General features: G+C 60.5%; 8 protein-coding genes, 1 tRNA gene and 1 pseudogene. 1 reads left to right on the top strand and 9 read right to left on the bottom strand.

What is annotated here, in order from left to right; translation table 11 throughout:
* Positions 1-71 precede the first annotated feature (71 nt).
* From HMPREF2919_RS03295 to HMPREF2919_RS03260, 7 genes and pseudogenes are all read right to left on the bottom strand, one after another.
* On the bottom strand, positions 72-2555 hold the full coding sequence (locus tag HMPREF2919_RS03295) for an S-layer homology domain-containing protein (protein WP_070666215.1): 2484 nt from the start codon (positions 2553-2555) through the stop codon (positions 72-74).
* A 1470-nt stretch (positions 2556-4025) separates the two neighbouring features.
* On the bottom strand, positions 4026-4526 hold the full coding sequence (locus HMPREF2919_RS03285) for a site-specific integrase (RefSeq protein ID WP_256370628.1): 501 nt from the start codon (positions 4524-4526) through the stop codon (positions 4026-4028).
* 456 nt (positions 4527-4982) lie between these two features.
* A complete protein-coding gene (locus tag HMPREF2919_RS03280; protein WP_005505324.1) occupies positions 4983-5576 on the bottom strand; it encodes a protoglobin domain-containing protein in 594 nt (197 codons plus the stop codon).
* 98 nt (positions 5577-5674) lie between these two features.
* Positions 5675-6911 (bottom strand): annotated as a pseudogene (locus tag HMPREF2919_RS03275) (IS256 family transposase).
* 643 nt (positions 6912-7554) lie between these two features.
* A tRNA-Met gene (locus HMPREF2919_RS03270) sits at positions 7555-7631 on the bottom strand.
* Between the two features lie 333 nt (positions 7632-7964).
* The gene (locus HMPREF2919_RS03265) at positions 7965-11117 is read right to left on the bottom strand and encodes a UPF0182 family membrane protein (protein ID WP_070666200.1); all 3153 of its coding nucleotides are present in this window, start codon (positions 11115-11117) and stop codon (positions 7965-7967) included.
* A gap of 207 nt (positions 11118-11324) precedes the next feature.
* The gene (locus tag HMPREF2919_RS03260; RefSeq protein WP_070666198.1) at positions 11325-12548 is read right to left on the bottom strand and encodes a YlbL family protein; all 1224 of its coding nucleotides are present in this window, start codon (positions 12546-12548) and stop codon (positions 11325-11327) included.
* Positions 12549-12868: 320 nt separating this feature from the next.
* On the opposite strand from HMPREF2919_RS03260, the gene HMPREF2919_RS03255 reads away from it, so the two are divergent.
* A complete protein-coding gene (locus tag HMPREF2919_RS03255) occupies positions 12869-14332 on the top strand; it encodes a zinc-dependent metalloprotease (RefSeq protein WP_070666195.1) in 1464 nt (487 codons plus the stop codon).
* A gap of 162 nt (positions 14333-14494) precedes the next feature.
* On the opposite strand, the gene HMPREF2919_RS03250 is transcribed toward HMPREF2919_RS03255, so the two are convergent.
* Both HMPREF2919_RS03250 and HMPREF2919_RS03245 read right to left on the bottom strand, forming a co-directional pair.
* On the bottom strand, positions 14495-15118 hold the full coding sequence (locus tag HMPREF2919_RS03250) for a M48 metallopeptidase family protein (RefSeq protein WP_070593621.1): 624 nt from the start codon (positions 15116-15118) through the stop codon (positions 14495-14497).
* Positions 15102-17051 carry an ATP-dependent helicase gene (locus HMPREF2919_RS03245; protein ID WP_070593623.1) on the bottom strand — a complete coding sequence of 650 codons (1950 nt, stop codon included), beginning with the start codon at positions 17049-17051 and terminating at the stop codon, positions 15102-15104. The genes HMPREF2919_RS03250 and HMPREF2919_RS03245 overlap by 17 nt, the downstream gene beginning before the upstream one ends.
* Between the last annotated feature and the right edge of the window lie 61 nt (positions 17052-17112).

The following is a 17112-nucleotide window of genomic DNA, read 5'->3' as shown; positions in this document are numbered from 1 at the left end:
TATAAAGATCCGCCCCGTTCCTGATGAGTTCAGGAACGGGGCGGATCTTTATGCGTTATGGGGTGCGAGCTTTAGTTCGCGTAGATGTACAGGTAGCCTGCCATAGCGGCGCGGGTGATCGCATCCGAAGAGGTGGAGCCGGTACCAATACCGTTGGAGGCGGCCCACGCCAGAGCCTGGGACGCGTAGCCGCCCTGAGCCTGTGCCGGGGAGCCAGCCGCACGGTACATGAACTCAGCCATGTTGGACTCGGTGACGGCCTCCAGGGGGCGGAAGTCGCTACCGCTGATGCCCTGCTGGCTCAGCCAGAAAATCTCCTTGTACGCGGGGTGGTTGACCGGAACATCGCTGAACGGCGAAACAGCCGGTGCGTTCACTGCGGGGCGACCAGCCACGCGGTACAGGTAAGTTGCCAGCTGTGCACGGTTGACCGATGCGTTCGGGCGGAAGGTACCGTCCGCGAAGCCGAGCATGATGCGGTGATCAGAGTTCCAGCTGATCTCGTTGTAGTTCGGGTTCGAGTCGGACAGGTCGCTGTAGCCCAGCGCCGGAGTCTTACCCGCGAAGTCCAGGGAGGACGCCAGGATGTGCGGCAGGTCGTAGTCGTGGTGGCTGAAGCCGTCAATCAGCTTCACGCGGGCGTCAGAGAAACCTGCGCCCAGGTATGCGTTGTAGCCAGACTCGACTGCGCCACGTGCGCTCCAGGTGACGGGGTAGGTGTTACCGGAGGTGTCCTTCGCGCCAACCCACCAGTACATCGGGGATGCCTTGGTGGTTGCATCAGCGTCCACGGAGCCGTCCGAGTCGCCGCCAGCGACCATGATGGAGCCACCGCCGTTACGCCAGGAGGTGTTGTGGTCGGTCAGCTCGTAGGTGATGAACTCAGCGCCGCCGGAGTAGCCCATGGTCCACACCTGGGAAGCGTCCAGGTTGTTCTGGCTAACGAAGGACTTCGCGAAGGAGCGGAAGAACTCGCCATTAGCGTCCATGTCTTCCCACCAGGTGATGCCGTTGCCGGATGCGTTGGTGTCCGGGGAGATAATCGGTACGAAGACCATGTTGCGGGCGTTAGCAATCTTGCCCATCGCCGCGAGCATGCCCTCGTCGGGGGTGTAGACCTTGGACTCGTCACGCTGCCAGTAGTCACCGTCGAAGTAGAAGACCACGCCAACGGGCTTGGAGTAGTCCAGGTTGTTCGCGTACACGTGGTACTGGGAGGTGGTGCCCGCCGGGGAGGTGTAGCTCTGGTAGGTTGCGGAGCTCATGGTGCGGGCACGCTGAGTGTTCTGCTGCTTCTGCTCAGCCTTCTGTTCGGTCTTCTGCTCGACCCTGGGAGCGGCGGTTGCCTTGCCCTTGGAGAGCGAGTTGCTCAGAATCTGCGAGAAGTTGTAGTCGAAGTGGCCCGAACCGTTCAGAACGGTCGCGGAAGCGTTGGTGTAGCCGGCGTTGCGGTAGGCGTTGTAGCCGCCCTCAACGGCGCCTCGTGCGCTCCAGGTCTGCGGGTAGGTCTCGCCGGAGCCGTCGTTCGAGTTTGCGTACCAGAACATGGGCTGGGACTTCAGCGCAGCCGAGGGGGTACCCTCGTCCAGGCCACCACCAGCGACCATGATGGATCCGCCGCCGTTACGCCAGGTCTGGGGCTTGGTGTTCAGCTCGTAGGTGATGAACTCAGCGCCACCGGAGTAGCCCATGGTCCACACGTTGGAGGAGTCCACACCGTTAGCCGCGATGAAGGAGGAAGCGAAGGAGCGGAAGAACTCGCCGTTACGCTCCATGTCTTCCCACCAGGTCACGCCAGCGTCGTAACGGTTGGCGTCCGGGGAGATGACGGGCACGAACAGCATGTTCTGTGCCGCTGCGGATGCAGCCATCTGAGCCAGCTCACCGGAGGGGTCGTAGACCTTGGACTGGTCGTTGCGCCAGTAGTCGCCGTCGAAGTAGAAGACCACGCCAACGGGCTTGGAGAAGTCCACGCCCTCAGCGTAGACGTGGTACTGCGAGGTGGTACCAGCCGGGGAGGTGTAGGACAGGAAAGTCTGGTTGGTGCGGGTTGCTGCCACACCGGATGCCGCCTGAGTAGCCTGTGCGGTCTGCGCGGGCTGCGCGGCAGGGGTTGCAGCGCTCTGGGTAGCTGCGGGAGCCTGGGTAGCTGCGGGAGCCTGGGTAGCTGCGGGGGTCTGTGCAACCTGTGCCAGGGTGGGCTGAGCGGAAGGCTGAGCCGCCTGTGCGGACTGGAAGGTAGCCGAGGGGGTTGTCTGCTGAGTTGCCTGGGCAGTGTAGGTCTTCTGGATGGGCTGAACCGCGGTCGTTGCGGGAGCCTGCTGAGTCTGCTTTGCCTGTTCTGCCTGCTGGCGGATCTGCACAGCAACCTGCGAGAGGGTGGGCTGCACGGTGGAGGTGAACAGGGACTTCGGAGCCTGGGTAGCTGCGCCGGGGATGTCCTGAACGACGGGTGCGAATGCGGAAGCGGGTGCTACCAGGGTGCTACCGAGCACGGAGGGTACGGCGATGGCTGCGAGAGAGCCAGCCTTAACGGTGCGGGGGCGAAGTGCCATGGGTTGTCCTCGTTGTTGGTGTTTCGTGGGGCGCGGACGCCCGAGAGTGGTTGAGTGATAGGTGGTCTATAGGTGAGAAGCCTATAGGCGGTCGGCCTGCGAATGTGATGCCGCATGGAGCAAGTCCAGTAACCGTCCCGTGTGTGTTGCGGGGGTTTCCTCGTGTGATGGAGGGGTGCAGTATTCATTTCGGAGAGCTACGCGGCGGACCGCGGTGACCACGTACTCAAAGCTACCAGGTCAAAAAGCCTTTTCCAGCGGTTTTTTGGGGCTATTTTTGGGTATCGAACAAGATTCAATCTTAACAAGAGCTTTTTCTAAGCTTCTAGTTTAACTTGAATCACCCTCAAGTAGAGGTTGAATGGGCTATTTTTCCTTGATTTTCCGGGGTTTTTGAGCGTTTTTTGAAAGAGTTTCAAAAAACTCTACAATTAACTTGAATGTTTCGTATGTGATTACAATCACTTTCAGAGTGAATTGTTGCACTCGAAGCCAAATTTTTGCCAAAAACCGCGGAATTCCGGGGCAAAACGGGTGATTTCCAAGCCCGGAATATAGGCATCTTTCGCATATTCCACTTTGAGAATGCACTTTGAGGCAAAAATATCCCCCTCGCCACTCCCCCGCTCAGGCACCCTTCGAACCCCTCGTTGGGTCCTTGAGACCCGCCCCAGAGTCTCCTTCAGAACCCCTTTCAAGCCCCATTTCAGAACCCCCAAAAGCAGCGTCTCAAGAAGGCATAACCATCCCCCAATAACCACTCGGAAGTGGCTCCGCCACCCCCATGAGCACATCCGCTTGAAGCCCCGATAGACACGCTGAGGAATACCTCGAAAGACACATCGGGAGACGTTCCGAAACCAGTCCAGGGTAACTTTCACGACGGTTCTATGAAATTCCATAAGGAGGTTCCGTGAGGAGGTTTCAAGAGGCAGGAAGATCCACCCCAAACACCCCGAAGGGGCAGCGGGCAAGCCCCTATCAGTCTCCCCGAAGCACCGCCCCAACAAGGCTCAGAAGACCCCCTCCGCAGATTACAGAAGGCAGGGGATATAAAGAAAGCCGCCCAGCAGGCGGCAGAAAGGTAGCACAAGAAGAAGAAAGGTAGGCGGCAAATGAAGACAGGTCGCCAATAGGAAAGGTGCAGGAAGGTGGCGAAAGAAGGCAGGCCGGCGGTCGGAGGGTGAGTCGGAGAGTGACAGGAGGACGGCAGAAGGAGATAGGTCAGCGGGGGGGGTACGGGTTTTGGGGAATAAAAAAACTCCCGATAGCTAAAAGCTATCGGGAGTTATCCGTTGCGGGGACAGGATTTGAACCTGCGACCTCCGGGGTCTGCATCTCTTTTTAATGAAACAGTGAGATACAGCCAAGTAATCGTTGATATTGTGCGGTAACCGTCCCCTTATCCTTCCCTAAAGATACTTGAAGTTACCGGCATATCCTCACGAAAGATAGGGAATAAGGTAGGGACTACCTTTCCTCCCTACGCCGTGCTCGGGCTGCCTCGTACAGCGTTGTGAGGTCTGACAGGTCTGAGTATGCCTGTGCGTTCACATCGACCGAGTGGCCGAGCGTTCGAGCACGCAGTAGCGCGTCTACGTCCGTGCGGTACATGGTGTTGAGGGTGGTTCTCCAGACGTGGGTGCGGTGGGTCTCCAGCAGAGGCACTCCGCAGTCGCGAGCCAGATCCTTGTAGAACGCCTTGAGAGCCTTCTGAGCGTTGTATCTGTCCCACTCGGTGTCTGGGTTGAGCGGTGCGCCCACAACGTAGGCTCCACCGACTTCATCTCGTCTACGGGTAAGGTGCTCATAGACCGCAGGCTCGACGAGAGCCGCGACGCGGGTGGTGCCTGTCTTGGCGTTTTCAGCCCGAATAATGCACGCTGGGCGGTTTTGGTCGTCGGTGATGATGTCGTCCCACATGAGAGTTCTTGCTTCGCTTACGCGCAGCCCTGTGGCCATTTGGAGCAGGGTTAGGTCGATGCAGCAGCGGTGGACGGCAACGCGGTCCTCTAGCGTGTACCTGCCTCGTTTGGGTGGTACTAGTGTGGGTGACCAGGTATTGGTCGGGGGTTGTGGGTAGAGGTCGAGGTCCTTGATGATGAGCGGACTTCTACCACCGCGATCTTCAAAGGACCTCCTGTTGACTTCTTACCGTGACGGATCATGGGGCAGCCACACACAGAGCACGATGCAGTATTCACAGGAACGAGGCAAACACGACCAACTGAAAGAGTGACTTTCCCGCACCAGAAAGCCGAAAAGTCACCCAACCAGCAACACGTAGTGTCCTATAACCCAGAAAGAAAGCTCTCCCTGGAAGCCACTGAGGCTTCCAGGGAGAGCAGTCAGAGAGTGCGAAAGACGAATACACCGCTATCAAGCGTGAGGCGGCCGATGGGGGAGTCGTAGGTGGCGAGCGCCGGATCAGAATTGCTCGGGGTGATCGCGGTAGGCATACGCCCACACTGTCACGGCGACAGTCACAGCGCGAGTCCACGCGTCACGGACAGCGTCCAGTTCTGCGCCCTCGAAGCCCTCCGCCAGGAGACGGTGCCCGACCTCCACAGTCGGCGCGATGAAGGCGAGCACGTAGCGCAGAGGCACGAATGGCGTCGAGTCCGCCCCATCCGCCGCGTTCTTCGCCGCGGTCATGTGTCGAGCTCCGATCAGGTACTGGTAGTCCAACCACGCCTGATCCCGCTCGCGCGTGCACATGTCGATGATCCACTGGGCGAATCGGGGCTTTGACGCCTGCGCGTACTCGGGGTTCGGCTGTCCATCCGGATGCGCGGAATGTGCTGCCAGGTAGGTCTTTTGAGCCAAAATCCCGCGCCACGTGTCGACCATTTCCATGGCATGCGGCGCCAGGATGGGTTCTGCTCGCGCGAGCAGCTCTGCGTCACCGGGCTGGACGTGCGCGGCGGCCTCAATCTGGCGTAGATCCTCGAGTGTGAGCGGAGACGTGGGGACGGCATCGGTGCCGTAGGTGTACCCCGACGAGTGGTCGTAAGCGGTCATGCGAACCTCCTTGAACTCATGCGTCAATTGTAGAACGTGCTCTTGCTCAGGTCAAGTCCTGTGGAGTGGTGTAATCGTTTTGTGTCCTTCGGGTTGGGTTATGCGCTGAGTTGGAGTGGGGTGTCCTCCTGCCCGGTGGGTTGTGGTGTGAGTCGTGATTTGGTGAGGATGTCGAGGCTGAGGTAGCGTCGGCCTTCGGCCCATTCGTCGTTTTGTTCGGCGAGGACGGCTCCGACCAGGCGGATGATGGCCTGGCGGTTGGGGAAGATCCCCACGGAGTCGGTGCGTCGGCGGATTTCGCGGTTGAGGCGCTCATTGGGGTTGTTGGACCAGATCTGGGTCCACACCCCGGTGGGGAAGGACGCGAACGCGAGGACGTCTGCCCTGGCTTGATCGAGGTGATCACACACGGCGGGGAGCTTGTCGTTCACGTAGTCCAAGAGCCGGTCGTATTGAGCGTTGACCGATGCCGCGTCGGGCTGGTCATACACCGAGTGCAGCATCGCTTTGACAGCGGGCCATAGTGCTTTGGGGGTGACGGACATGAGATTAGCGGCGTAGTGGGTACGGCATCGTTGCCAGGTGGCTCCGGGTAGGTTGGCGGCGATGGCCTCAACCAGGCCCAGATGGGCATCACTGGTGACCAGGCGCACGCCGGTCAGGCCTCGGGCGACCAGGTCGGCGAAGAACTCCTTCCAGGCTGGAGCGGTCTCGCTGGTGGATACGCGCACCCCCAGTACTTCGCGGTGTCCGTCATTGTTGACTCCGGTGGCAACCAGGACCGCGCACGAGACGACGCGTCCTCCTTCGCGTACTTTCATGGTCAGTGCGTCAGCGGCGACGAAGGTGAAAGGCCCAGCGTCGTCGAGGGGCCGGTTGCGGAACTGGTCCACGTGTTCGTCGAGGTCTGTTGCCATCCGTGAGACCTGGGACTTGGACAGTCCTGTGATCCCCAGGGTTTTGACGAGCTTGTCCATGCGGCGTGTGGATACTCCTGCTAGGTAGCAGTCAGCGACCACTGTGATCAAGGCGTTTTCGGAGCGTTTGCGGCGCTGCAACAGCCACTCTGGAAAGTAGGTGCCTGAGCGTAGCTTGGGGATCGCCACGTCAATGGTGCCGACCCTGGTATCCAGGGGCCGGTGGCGATACCCATTGCGCTGGGCCTGGCGCTGCGGGTCTTGTTGGCCCCACTGGGCCCCGCACACGGTGTCAGCGTCCGCTGAGAGCAACGCGTTAATCACGTGCTGGAGCAGGGAAACGCATCAAATCTGGGGACGCCTGGGATAACGCCTCGCCAAGCAGGCCAGCAGGGTCGATAATATGAGGAGCGGTCATCGTTGTGCCTCCAAATCGTTTCGAGTCAGAAGTAGAGAGCTTTCTCGAAGGATCACACGGTGACCGCACCCATATCAAACGGGCCGACCACCCACGGTTACACCACTATGCGGGACGCTACTCTTTCACCGCTTAGTTACCGCCTGTTTGAGGCTAAGCGGTATATCGAAAACGTTGGTATATCAGTCAAAACATGGTGTGTTGCCGCCTCTACCGCCTAATTTCTAAAAAGTGTACACGCGAGTGTTCATCTTCCTACATATGCGTGTGTATATATAAAAGTTTTCGGTTTTAGGCGGTGAAGGCGGTAAAGGGTTGGGATTCGGTTGAGATACGAGGGAAAATGCTATACCGCTTTTGCATTTTCAGGCGGTAAACAGCCGGTATCAACGCCGATTAGGCGGTGAAAATCCTCCTCTGCAACCTCCCTCCCACGAGATCATGCACGAGCGAAGATAGTCATACGCCCCGAAGGGGCGTTGGATGATAGTCCTCGATGTTGGGTGATAGTCCCCCCTCCCCCCACCTCGACGACGGGCCTGAGTTTGGCTGAAAGGTAGGGAATAACATAGGGATTCGGTCTCGTCAGGGCAAAACAAAACCCGGTATCTCAGCGACTTTTCGTTGAGATACCGGGTTTTTCTGGTTGCGGGGACAGGATTTGAACCTGCGACCTCCGGGTTATGAGCCCGGCGAGCTACCGAACTGCTCCACCCCGCGGCGACTCATACAACTATACAGACCCCAAACCGGGCATGCAAGCCAAAAACGCGATTTGTAACCAAGCACACAAAAATAGGGGCTGTTGGGTAGAAAGCAGTTGGGTAGAAAGCAGTTGGGCAGGAATAGGGGCTACGGGGCAGTGCCAGGGGTAGAACATACAGGAACGGGGTGGAAGTGAATCACTTCCACCCCGTTCCCGCAGAGACCGCTAGAGCTAGTCGGTAGGAGCCGTATCCAGTGCAGGCCCCGGATCTAGAGCGAGGACGCTAGACCCGTGAGCATCCGGTATGGGCTACTCCCCCGCTGTCTCTTAGGCTTAGCCTCTTAGTCTTAGCGAGAAGCCGAGGCGCTGGCGCTGGGCTTCGCGCTTGCGGGGGCGCTTGCAGAAGCCGCGGCACTGGGAGCTGCAGAGGCGCTCGGAGCCGCAGAGGCACTGGGCGCTGCCGAAGCCTTAGCGGAAGCCGCGCTCTGCGCCTCCTCAGCCTCCAGAGCCTTCTTCACGGCTGCTTCCAGACGCTTCTGAGCCTCACCGTAGGCAGCCCAGTCGCCCTTCTTCATTGCCGCATCAGCATCGGTCATCGCCTTCGAGGCATCCGTCAGAGCCTGCTTCAGCTCCGAAGACTGCGAAGCCGACGAACCGCCGGTCGAAGCGCCCGAAGAACCAGAAGTACCAGAGGAGCCAGAGGCAGAAGCCGAGGGGCTAGCCGCCGAACCGTCCAGCTTCGCACCCGAAGAGCCACCGAACACCTGGTTCAGCGCCTCCTCCAGAGTCGGAGCGAAACCGACCTTATCGCCGAAGCTCACCAACACACGCTGCAGACGCGGGTACTTAGCGTCACCGCTCGACTGCACGTACACCGGCTGAACGTACAGCATGCCGCCGCCCACCGGCAGAGTCAGCATATTGCCGTTAATAACCTCAGACGAACCGCGGCGCAGCAGGTTCAGCTGGTTCGACACCTCAGCATCAGAGTTGAAAATGTTCTGAGCCTGACCCGGACCAGGAACCACCGAAGAACGCGGCAACTCCAGCAGACGCAACTTGCCGTAATCGGGGCTACGCTCACCGTCCTTACCGGTACCGGCATCACCATTAGCCGCAAGGAAGCCATACATCACGTTACGAGAGTTCGAATCGCTCTGCTGAGGAATGAACGTAGTCGTCAACGAGAAGTGCGCACGAGAATCCCCGGGCATCTGCAGGGACAGGTAGTAGGGCGAAATCGGCTGGTTACGATCATTGGTCGGGTCGTTCGGAATCGACCAGACGTCGTCACCGGCATAGAAGCTATTCGCGTTCGTCACGTGGTACTTATTCAGCATGGTGCGCTGAATATTGAACATGTCAGTCGGGTAACGCACGTGGCTCATCAGCGAAGCGTTCATCTCACGGTAGCTCTTCACCGTGCCAGGGAAAACACCCTGCCACGCCTTCAGCACCGGATCCTCCTCATCCCACGCGTACAGGGTCACCGAACCGTCGTACGCGTCCACGGTAGCCTTCACCGAGTTACGGATGTAGTTCACCGAGTTAGAACGCTGAGCACCCGCAGCGGTTGCCGCATCCTGGGAGCTACCCTGCGCGTAAGGGAACTGGTCACTCGTGGTGTAAGCATCCACAATCCACTGCACGCGGTTATTCACAATCGCCGGGTACGGCTTAGAATCCACGCTCAGGTACGGTGCCACCTTACGCACACGATCCAGCGGGTTACGTTCGTACAGAATCTGCGAACCCTCACGCACTGCATCCGACAGCAGAATGTCAGAGGACTGGAACTTAATCGCATAGGACAGGCGAGCCAGCAGCGAATCAACGCGAGGACCACCGTAACCGGTGAAGGTGTACTTCGCATCGGAGGCGTTGGTTTCCTCAGCGGAAAGCGGACGGTCCAGCTCCAGGGTGTCGCCCTTACCGCCCACAATCGAGTACTCCGGCGAGCTCATGCCAAAGTAAATACGCGGCTCATAATCCTCGCTCAGGGTACCGGTCGCTTTAATACCGGACTGCAAGAACTTCGGGTTACCCGCAGAATCCACCTGGTTACCGTACGCGGCAATCACACCGTAACCGTGGGTGTACACCACGTGGCGGTTATACCAAGAATCGCCGCTCGTCTGCGCCGGGTTCAGCTCACGAGCCGCCAACACCGTATCCTGCGTGGTGTTACCCACCGAATAGCGGTCCACCGACAGCTGCGAATCAAAACGGTAGTACGGGCGGAACTGCTGCATCTGAGCAAACGCCGAGGACACAACATTCGGATCCAACAGACGGATATTCGCAATGGTCGCGCTCGAAGAGCTCAACGCACCGGCGCGGGTATCAATCGTCGCGTCATACGGAGTGGTCTCAATCTTGTCCAGACCGTACGCGTAACGGGTCGCATCAATATTGCGCTGAATGAACTTCGACTGAGCACCCTGCTCATTCGGAACCACCTGGAAACGCTGGACAATCCACGGGTACAGGCCGCCAGCAACCACGGCAACAATCACCAGCATCGCGGTGCTAATCAGCGGCAGACGCCAACGATTCATCGAAGCAGCCACCATAAACATGATCGCCACCAGCAGAGCAGAAATCGCCAAAATAGCGTTCACCGGGATCGACGAGTTCACGTCCGTATACATTGCGCCAGCCCAACGGCCCACCTGCTGCTGAGTCGACGAATAGCGATCCAGCCAGAAGCTCACCGCACGAGTCAGCAAGAACGCAGCCGCCACGACCGCCGCATGACGACGGAACGCCGCGGTAGTGCTCACACCACCCGGCTGCACCTTAATGCCGCCGTAGAAGTAGTGCATAAACAGACCCGCGAGCGCCGACAGCACCACAGCGGAGGTCACCAGAGTCACCACCATGCGGAAGAACGGCAACGCAAACAGGAAGAAACCGTAATCCAGACCAAACTCGGGGTCCGTCTTACCGAAGGACTGCTGATTGAAGAACAGCGCGACGGTGCTCCACTGAGTCATCGTCGCCGAAGCAATGAACAGACCCAACAGCAGCGGAACCGCAATCAGCAGAACCTTACGCGCCTTATCCACGCTCTCGTGGTAGCGGCGCATACTCTCCTCAGCACGCTGCTGACCAAATACGTCACGAAGCATCTGCTCGGCAGCATCCGTGCCGCTGGTCGGTACGCTCTGATCCGGGTTCGGCGCCTCCTGCGGCTTCTTCTCGGACGCCGGCGCCACATCAGCATGACGGACCGCGTAGGACATCGAAGCCCACAGCGGCACAGCAATCACCACGGCAGCCACAACAAACACGGCAGCCTTCAACAAAATCTGGGTAGTGAACACGGTGCTATAACCCAGCTGATCAAACCACAGCCAGTCCGTGTACACCTGGGACGCACCCACAAAAGCAGCAATAAGCACCGCCACCACAGCAATCGTTGCCTTCAGGGGGCTACGGCGCTTGGGGGCAGGCTTCGTCGGCTTGGGATGCGCGGTGTTATTGGTCGACTCAGACACAATTCCTCGCTCATCATACGTTCAGAGAAAATAACTGCCTTTAAGTATCTCAGAGGTCAAGCAGAAGGGCAGAACCTCGTAGAAGCTCGGGGCGAAATACAGCAGATAAAAGAGGTAAGGAGGGCGCAGAACAGCCCCGGTACCGTAAAGTACCGGGGCTGACTTCTACGCTATACGGGTGAGAACCTTGCGGAGAGAAACGTTATGTTAGGGACCGCAACGGGGTAGAGAATCATCCGGGGTGCCAGACTTAATTGCCTCGACCGTCTTCACCGCCTCATCCAGGGTCGACACCGGCACAACCACCATCGTGCCGCGCACCTGACCGGCGTGATAGTAGTTGAACAGGTCGGGGTCCTGCGCCTGCATCTTCACAATCGAATCGCAGTTCTCCTTAGGCGCCAAGAAATAACGCGCACCGTAACGGCCCGTCGCCAGAATCTTGTACTTGATACCGCCAATTGCGCCGACCTTACCGTCTGCATCAATCGTGCCGGTACCCGAAATGTAGCTGCGGTACGGGTCGCCTCCGGCATCCTCATCGGCGAGCAGAGTACCCTCGCTCAGCTTATCCACCGTACCCAGCGCCAGCATCAGACCGGCGCTCGGGCCGCCCACACCGTCCAGGTTGTACTGCACGTGCGCCGGCAGGTCATAGCTCTGCTTCAAACCCGCGCCCAGAATCCAGCGGCTATTGTCGCTGGAACGAACCGGGGTCAGCTTAAAGGTCTGCTGCTTGCCGTCACGTTCCACGGTCACATCAATCGGCGAGCCGTTCGAAGCGTTCACCGCCTTCGGAACATCGGTGAGAGTCTCAATCTGCTTCTCCCCCACCTTCACGATACGGTCATCAGCCCTCAGCGCGCTCGCCGCCGGGGAACCCTCCACCGTGGAAAGCACCTGAACCTTCTCGGTCACCGCCATCTTCAGCTGGCGCATCGCCGCGACCTTCGCCTGAGTCTGCGAATCAGCCATCTGCGCGCCGGTCGCCGCCGTCGCCTGCTCATGGCTCACGTGCGGGTACAGGGCATCGGTCGGCACCACGAGGCTGCGGTTACCGTCAAACGCCAACCAGCCGTAGAACGCCTCCGCGCCGGACAGCTCCGTGTACGGGCCGCCCGAAACCGACACCGTGGTCATGTTCATCTTGCCGAACGTCTTATAGCTGGGCGCGCCAGAAACCTCAATGACGTCCTTCTCCTGATAGGTTCCGAGCACGTCAAAGAGCGGGCCGGGGCCCTCCTTCACATAGGAACTGGGCAGAACAAAAGCACCAGCCAGCAGGGCGCACGTCGCCACAGCGCTCACCGAACGCAAGTTCACGCGGCGCGGCGCAAAACGCGAACGGCGCTTAGCCGCCTTCTCATTACTCTTCACGCTCGCGGAGGCGGCGTTCGACTGCTGCTCAGCATCAGGGGTGGACTTAGTCATGGTTTCTACAGTACCGGATAAACCTGCTTTTCAACACGCGGGCGGGCACTGTAACAACACGCAGGCAGGCGCCGTGACCCCGCTAAAAATAGAGCAACCAGGAGGCGTTCACGCTCTGACCCGCGCCGCGCTATGTCAGCGCCCCGCTGTGACGGCAGCACGAAAAAGCGCCCAAAACCCGACCCCAAAGACAAGCTTGTGTGCCCTTAGCTGATTAACCCGCCTCCACAGCAATGGCACGGGAAATTCTCAGCAAAAATCGGTAGGCTGGACAGCGAGCGGGCCAGCTACGCCCACCCCCGGATTACGAAAGGCTTCACATGTCTGAGAACCCCACCGGCGGCGCCTCCAACGAGCGCGACCCCCTCGAAGAATTCATTAAGAAGATGCAGGAGCAGGGCTTCGACCCCTCCGCAGGGGCAACCGGCCAGGGCGGCAAGGGCACCTCCTCCAACGCACAGAACCCCTTCGGCGCGCTCTTCGGCGAAGGCGGTCAGAACCCCTTCGGCATCAGCATCGACCCCGAAGACCTGAAGAACATGGGCATGGGCTTCGACCCCGCCATGATGCAGAGCATGTTCGCGCAGGTACAGGCAATGTTCTCCGGCGCGGGCGCATCCGACAGCCCCAGCGGCGTGAACTGGGATAACGTGAAGAACCAGACCCGCCAGATGCTCGCATCCATGGGTGAAGACCCCTCCGTACCCGAAAACCTCAAGCGCGCCGTAGAAGACGCGGCGAACCTCGCCGACCTCTGGCTGGACGCGGTGACCACCGTTGAGCGCCACAACCACCCGGTGCAGGCATGGTCCAAGGCCGAATGGGTTGAGCATTCCTTCGACTCCTGGCGCGAAATGGTCGAGCCGGTCGCAGCCGAAGTCACCCAGTCCATGGTCATGCCCGGCGCTCCCGAGGACGTACCCGAAGAGATCTCTCAGATTCTCAACAGCGGCTTCTTGAACAACATTGGTTCCGTAATTTTTGGTGCGCAGATGGCGCAGGCACTCGCGCAGCTCGCCGGTGAGGTCTACTCCTCCACCGACGTGGGCTTCCCCCTCGCGCCGGGCTCCTCCGCGCTGCTGCCCAACGGCTACCAGCAGCTCGCCGACAGTATCGAGGTGCCCCCGCAGGAGGTCCTGCTCTACCTTGCTGTGCGTGAATCCGCGCTGATCCGTCTGCACAAGGCAAACCCCTGGCTGCGCGAAGACCTGGTCCAGCTCGTGGCGCGCTACGCCCGCGGCATTCGCGTGGACATGAACCGCATGCAGGACGCCGCCTCCCAGGTGGACATGAGCAACCCCGACGCCGTACAGGAAGCATTCGAAGGCGGCATGTTCAGCCCCCAGCGCACCGAAGACCAGGAACTGGCGGTACAGCGCCTGGAGGGTCTGCTCGCCCTCATCGAAGGCTGGGTATCCGTCGTCACCGAGGATGCGACCCGCAACCTGCCCAAGGCACCGCAGCTGACCGAAATCATGGCGCGCCGCCGCATCGACGGCGGCCCCAGCGAGCAGGTCTTCGAGAACCTGGTCGGCCTGGAACTGCGCCCGCGCCTGGTGCGTGAGGCACAGCAGTTCTGGCGCTGGTACGAAGAATCCCACGGCATTGAGGCGCGCGACGGCCTCTGGGACACCCCGGAGACCCTGCCCACCCCCGCCGAGCTGGAAGACTTCACCGCATACGATGCGCGCATGAACGAAATCAGCCTGGACGACGTGGACTTCGACTCGGAGCTGCAGAAGCTGCTGGACGGCGGCTTCGGCAACGCGCCCGAAGAAAAGTAAAGCTGAGCGAAGTAAAGCTGAGCGGCGAAAGTAAATAGCTGACACTCGAGCGGGGGTGGCTTGTGAATGTACAAGTCACCCCCGCTCGAGTGTTTCGTTTGGTTTTTGATTCTTTGATTTTCGGGAAGCGCGTTAGCCGGTTGGATTTTAGCTGGCTGGATTTTAGTCCGCGCTGTTTTCGCCGCGCTCGCCCTCAGCACGCGAGCGCCCCAGCGCGTACCCCTCCAGGTAGGCCTGCGCCCGCAGCAGCTGCGGGTAACGCGACTCCAGGGCACGGAACGCCGCCGAATGGTTCGGCTGCAGCAGGTGGCAGAGCTCGTGGTGAATCACCGAATCCAGCACGTACTCCGGTACGCCCTGCAGCTCCGATGAGATACGAATCTGCGTGTTCGCGTAGGTTGCCGAACCCCAGCGCTGACGCTGGTTGCTCACCCAGCGAATCGACAGCTTCTCGAGCCTGCCCGCGGCAACCAGCTCCGGCAGGTTCTTCTGCGCCAGGTGCAGAGCGCGGGAGCGCAGGTACTCGTCCGTGACCGTCAGCTGCGTGGCACGCTCACGGCGCGCGGCACGACGCTGAATGCGCGGCAGCAGGCGGGCAATATGCTCATCAATCTCCTCGCTCGTACTCGCAGCCGGAATGAGCAGGCGGTAGGCGGGATTGCCGTGCTCGTCCACGCCGTCACGCTGCATGCTGATGGTGCGGGTGCGGCGCGCCGAGCGGACCAGCTCAATCTGCGGTCGATCCTCGGTGGCGGGCAGAATCTCACGTTTAAAACGCTGAGCCATAGTCTCCTCTTCCCTTCGACGAACGGCGAGCCTGTGTTGCACGGGGCTGAGTCGAACGAGCCTGTGCCGAGCGGGGCTGGCTATACGAGGGGCCGGCGCTCTCAGCCCTGCGGCGGCGCTTCGCCGGATCAATATCGTCCAGGAAACGCGAACGCTTACGCTGACCGCGACCACCCACGGTGCGGGTCATGGTCCAGGTCAGCCACAGGTACTTGCGGGCGCGCGTAATACCCACGTACAGCAGGCGGCGCTCCTCGTCCACCTCATCCGGGGTGGTCGCGAAAGTAATCGGCATGAGGCCCTCGTTCAGACCGCACAGGAATACGGCGTCCCATTCCAGGCCCTTTGCCGCGTGCAGGGAGGCGAGGGTTACGCCGTTGACCTGCGGGGCGTCGTTGAATTCGCTGCGGTGGTTCAGGGTCGCCACCACCTCGTGCATGGTCAAAGGGAGCGGCTCGGGCACGCCCGGGCGAGGATTCGCGCGGTGCTCCTGAAGCTGCTCTTGGCGGTGCTGCGCCATCATATCCACCATATGCACCAGGGCGGCGAGGGACTCCCACTTCTGGCGAGTGGCGCCTCCCGAAAGGGGGCCCTCCTCCTTGTAGCCGAGGCCGCCGAGCACATCGCGGGTGTAGCGGGTGACGTCTTCGGTGCCATCGGTGGACTTGGCTGAGCCGCGCAGGGCGAGCATGGCCTGCTTGACCTCGGGGCGTTCGAAGAAGCGCTCCGCGCCGCGCAGCTGGTACGGAATGTGGGCGGCAGCCAGCGCAGACTCAATCGCCGCCGACTGCGCGTTCGTGCGGAACAGCACCGCAATCTCCGAAGGCGGCACGCCGTCCTTCTCAATCAGGTCGCGGATATCCTCGGCAATGCCGGCGGCCTCCTGCTCATCGTCCGCGTAACCGAACCACTCCACATCCACGCCGGGGCCGCGCTGAGACATCAGCTCCAGCGGCGGCGCCCACGAATGCGGGCTCGAATCCGGATGCGGACGACGCGCCGCCAACAGACGGTTCGCCAGCTCCACCACCTGCGAGTGGGAGCGGTAGTCGCGGGTCAACTTCACCATGTGCGCGCCACGGTGCCGGCGCGGAAAATCCAGCAGGTAACGGCTGGTCGCGCCGGTAAAAGAGTAAATCGTCTGGGAGGCGTCGCCCACCACGCAAATATCGTCGCGGCCGCCCAGCCACACATCCAGCAGACGCTGCTGCAGCGGGGACACGTCCTGGTACTCGTCCACCACGAAGTGGCGGTACTGGTTGCGGACGGTCGCGGCGAGCTTCTCGTCCTCCTCCAGCATGGCGATGGTCAGCAGTAGCACGTCCTCAAAGTCGATGAGGTTACGCTCATCCTTGAGGTCTTCGTACGCCTGGAAAATACGCTGCATATTCTGCGGGGTAATCGCCGAGGGCAGCTGCTTCTCGCTCAAACGCTGCATGATGGTGTCCGGGGTGAGCAGCTGAACCTTCGCCCACTCAATCAGCGACGCCAAATCACGCAACAGGGAACGATCCGTGCTAATGCGCAGACGGTTCGCCGCCTCCGTAATGAGCGAGGCTTTGTTCTGCACGATGGACGGGAACGTACCGCCCACCACCTGCGGCCAGAAATACACCAGCTGACGCAGCGCCGCCGAGTGGAAAGTACGCGCCTGCACGCCGTGCGCACCCAACTGATGCAGGCGGGTACGCATCTCCTCCGCAGCACGCAGGGTAAAGGTCAGGGCAAGCACGCGCGGGCCCTGGTAGCGACCAATCGCAATACCGTAGGCGATGCGGTGCGTAATCGCGCGGGTCTTACCGGTACCGGCACCGGCGAGCACACGCATGGGGCCGTCCAGCTCGGTGGCGACCGCACGCTGATCCGGGTCAAGCCCGGCAAGAATATCGTCTGCGGAGATCATATGCTGAGGCTGCTGAGGTGTGGCGGTCATAATGCTCCATCAGTAAGGCGGGCGGTACGGGCAGGCGGCAGGCGCTCGCGCTGGACATATG

The sequence above is a fragment of the Rothia sp. HMSC068E02 genome (genome assembly GCF_001813565.1).
Taxonomy (GTDB): Bacteria; Actinomycetota; Actinomycetes; order Actinomycetales; family Micrococcaceae; genus Rothia.
Note: the sequence above shows the minus strand (reverse complement) of the source record. Positions and strands in the feature narration are given on the sequence as shown.

Coding starts and splice junctions, on each gene's coding strand:
- HMPREF2919_RS03295 (WP_070666215.1), bottom strand. CDS start 2,555: ATGGCACTTCGCCCCCGCACCGTTAAGGCTGGCTCTCTCGCAGCCATC.
- HMPREF2919_RS03280 (WP_005505324.1), bottom strand. CDS start 5,576: ATGACCGCTTACGACCACTCGTCGGGGTACACCTACGGCACCGATGCC.
- HMPREF2919_RS03260 (WP_070666198.1), bottom strand. CDS start 12,548: ATGACTAAGTCCACCCCTGATGCTGAGCAGCAGTCGAACGCCGCCTCC.
- HMPREF2919_RS03255 (WP_070666195.1), top strand. CDS start 12,869: ATGTCTGAGAACCCCACCGGCGGCGCCTCCAACGAGCGCGACCCCCTC.
- HMPREF2919_RS03250 (WP_070593621.1), bottom strand. CDS start 15,118: ATGGCTCAGCGTTTTAAACGTGAGATTCTGCCCGCCACCGAGGATCGA.
- HMPREF2919_RS03245 (WP_070593623.1), bottom strand. CDS start 17,051: ATGACCGCCACACCTCAGCAGCCTCAGCATATGATCTCCGCAGACGAT.